This window comes from Nocardioides sp., assembly GCF_050699375.1.
Classification (GTDB): Bacteria; Actinomycetota; Actinomycetes; order Propionibacteriales; family Nocardioidaceae; genus Nocardioides.
The window spans coordinates 1-1,878 of the sequence record NZ_JBOHDN010000313.1; the positions used below are offsets into that span (position 1 = coordinate 1).

Genomic DNA, 1,878 nt, shown 5'->3' on the forward strand with positions numbered 1-1,878 from the left:
CTCGGCCAGTCCGCTCTCGATCTTCTTCAGGTTGCGCTCGAGCACGCCCTCGTCTCCGTCGACTGCCTTGCCCACGGTGGTCCTGCTCATGCCCAGGTGCTCGGCGAGCTGGCGCTGGCTGACCCCGAGCACGCGCATGCGGCGATCGATCCTGGCGCCACGGTCGGCGCGGGAGGGGGGAGCCTCGTTGTTCATGGGGCGCAGTCTTTCAGCACCCAGCCGGGTATCCATCGAATGACACCTCCTTGTGGCTGATTGTTGGGACGGCGAGATGAGCCGCGTGGACCAGCGAAACGCGTGCCATTGGTATCTCTCTATAGCCCAAGTGGGCCATTTCTACGTGCCATGCGGCGTATCTACTTGCCCTTGGTGGGCCGCACGGTATAGAACTATGTGCCATGAGGTACAGCGAAGTAGCGCGAGATAGCGAGTCGGCCCAGCCGCTCCTCATCTCTGTCGAGGAAGCGGGCCAGATGCTCGGCGGCTTGAGGCCGTGGACCATCCGCGCTCTCTGCGTCTCCGGCGAGTTGAAGGCAGGCAAGGTCGGCAACCTGTGGCGGATCCGACGGACCTCGGTCCTCGAGTACGCCGAGCGCATCACAACCAAGGTACCCGCTGCGGAGGCGTCATGAGCACCGTGCTCCTGACCGACGCCGTCCTCGCCGAGCGTCTGGCACTGCTGGATGAGCAGGGCGACCCGGATGTGGCCAAGCTCCACGTCCTGCGCCGTCGTCACGGCTGGCCGCATGTGCAGCTCAGCCGCTACGACGTGCGCTTCACCGAGCAGCAGGCCGAGCAGATCATCGCGTCCCGGACCAAGGCCCAGCGTCAGCCCAAGAAGGAAGCACCCAAGAACGGGCTCACCTCCCGATCGGCGCGTGCGTCATGAGTATCCAGCGCCCCCACTACCTCTACCGCTGCTTCGACGCCGACGACTTCCTGATCTACATCGGGTGCACGGCGGACATCAAGAAGCGGATGCACAACCACCACTCGAGCCCCCGGAAGTGCAGCCGCTGGCTGACCGCCTGCATGGCTCGCCACACAGTCTCCGACCCGTACCCCAACCTCAAGGCGGCCAGGGCAGCAGAGCACGACGCGATCCGCGTCGAGGACCCGCTGTTCAACACGCACGAGCGTGGCGGCGGGGCGATGTTCTCGCAGGTCCATGTCGCCCGCTACCTCGTCGACCGCGGACACCTCGAGCTGGCCACGGAGACGCTCTGTCGCTGCGAGATCGAGACCGACGCCTGGTGCCACGTACACGACAAGCCGAACGCGGCCTGGCTCGCCGATGAAGAGGCCGCGTCATGATCCCCGACTCCCTCGACTTCGTCCTCCGCCCCGTCGCAGACGAGCAGGCCGAGTACGCCGCCGCACAGACCAAGCTTCCGGCCGCTCCTTCCCCGGCGGCCGGCGGAATCTCCGAGACGGCGGTGCGGACGGGAAGCCAAGCCGCCGTCTCGGTACCTCGCTGGGCACCGGTCGATGACAGCACCGCCGATCTCCTGACGCTGGCCGCCGAAGAGCACCCCGCGACCCCGCAGGAAGCCCACGAGTGGGACCACTTCATCGGCGTCCTCCGCGAGGTCGCCAGGACCACGGGTCACATCGACCAGAACGTGGTGCGCCCCTGGCTCCGCGGCGAGATCAAGCCCCAGCGCATCGGTGCCTTCTACAACCGGGCGGCGAAGGCGGGCCTCATCCGTGCCTCGCTCGACCACACGATCTCGAACGACAAGCACGGCCGCAACACCGGCAAGCCCGCCCGCGTCTGGCGCTGGCTCGGCACCTGAGACCTCCGGGGGCGTGACGAACCGCAGTCGAGCAGCCGCGGCCCCCGGAGACCAACTTCAGAACACACACCAAGGGCCCCAA

Annotated in this window: 5 protein-coding genes; 4 read left to right on the forward strand and 1 reads right to left on the reverse strand. The window is 67.1% G+C overall.

What is annotated here, in order from left to right; all coding sequences use genetic code 11:
* Positions 1–195: helix-turn-helix domain-containing protein (locus ACRDPS_RS22175; RefSeq protein WP_431503833.1), on the reverse strand; the 195-nt coding region annotated here is incomplete at its 3' end.
* Positions 196–398: 203 nt separating this feature from the next.
* Between ACRDPS_RS22175 and ACRDPS_RS22180 the strand changes: the two genes are divergently transcribed.
* The 4 genes from ACRDPS_RS22180 to ACRDPS_RS22195 are packed head-to-tail and all read left to right on the forward strand — an operon-like array spanning position 399 to position 1,796.
* Positions 399–632 carry a helix-turn-helix domain-containing protein gene (locus ACRDPS_RS22180; protein ID WP_431503834.1) on the forward strand — a complete coding sequence of 78 codons (234 nt, stop codon included), beginning with the start codon at positions 399–401 and terminating at the stop codon, positions 630–632.
* Entirely contained in the window at positions 629–889 is a 261-nt protein-coding gene (locus ACRDPS_RS22185) for a hypothetical protein (RefSeq protein ID WP_431503835.1), read from the forward strand. Before ACRDPS_RS22180 ends, ACRDPS_RS22185 begins: the two co-directional genes overlap by 4 nt.
* On the forward strand, positions 886–1,314 hold the full coding sequence (locus tag ACRDPS_RS22190) for a GIY-YIG nuclease family protein (protein WP_431503836.1): 429 nt from the start codon (positions 886–888) through the stop codon (positions 1,312–1,314). The genes ACRDPS_RS22185 and ACRDPS_RS22190 overlap by 4 nt, the downstream gene beginning before the upstream one ends.
* Positions 1,311–1,796, forward strand: coding sequence for a hypothetical protein (locus ACRDPS_RS22195; protein ID WP_431503837.1), 486 nt, complete (start codon positions 1,311–1,313; stop codon positions 1,794–1,796). The genes ACRDPS_RS22190 and ACRDPS_RS22195 overlap by 4 nt, the downstream gene beginning before the upstream one ends.
* Positions 1,797–1,878: the final 82 nt, after the last annotated feature.

Excerpts from the sequence above, each read along its gene's own strand:
- ACRDPS_RS22180 (WP_431503834.1), top strand. The coding sequence starts at position 399 with ATGAGGTACAGCGAAGTAGCGCGAGATAGCGAGTCGGCCCAGCCGCTC.
- ACRDPS_RS22185 (WP_431503835.1), top strand. The coding sequence starts at position 629 with ATGAGCACCGTGCTCCTGACCGACGCCGTCCTCGCCGAGCGTCTGGCA.
- ACRDPS_RS22190 (WP_431503836.1), top strand. The coding sequence starts at position 886 with ATGAGTATCCAGCGCCCCCACTACCTCTACCGCTGCTTCGACGCCGAC.
- ACRDPS_RS22195 (WP_431503837.1), top strand. The coding sequence starts at position 1,311 with ATGATCCCCGACTCCCTCGACTTCGTCCTCCGCCCCGTCGCAGACGAG.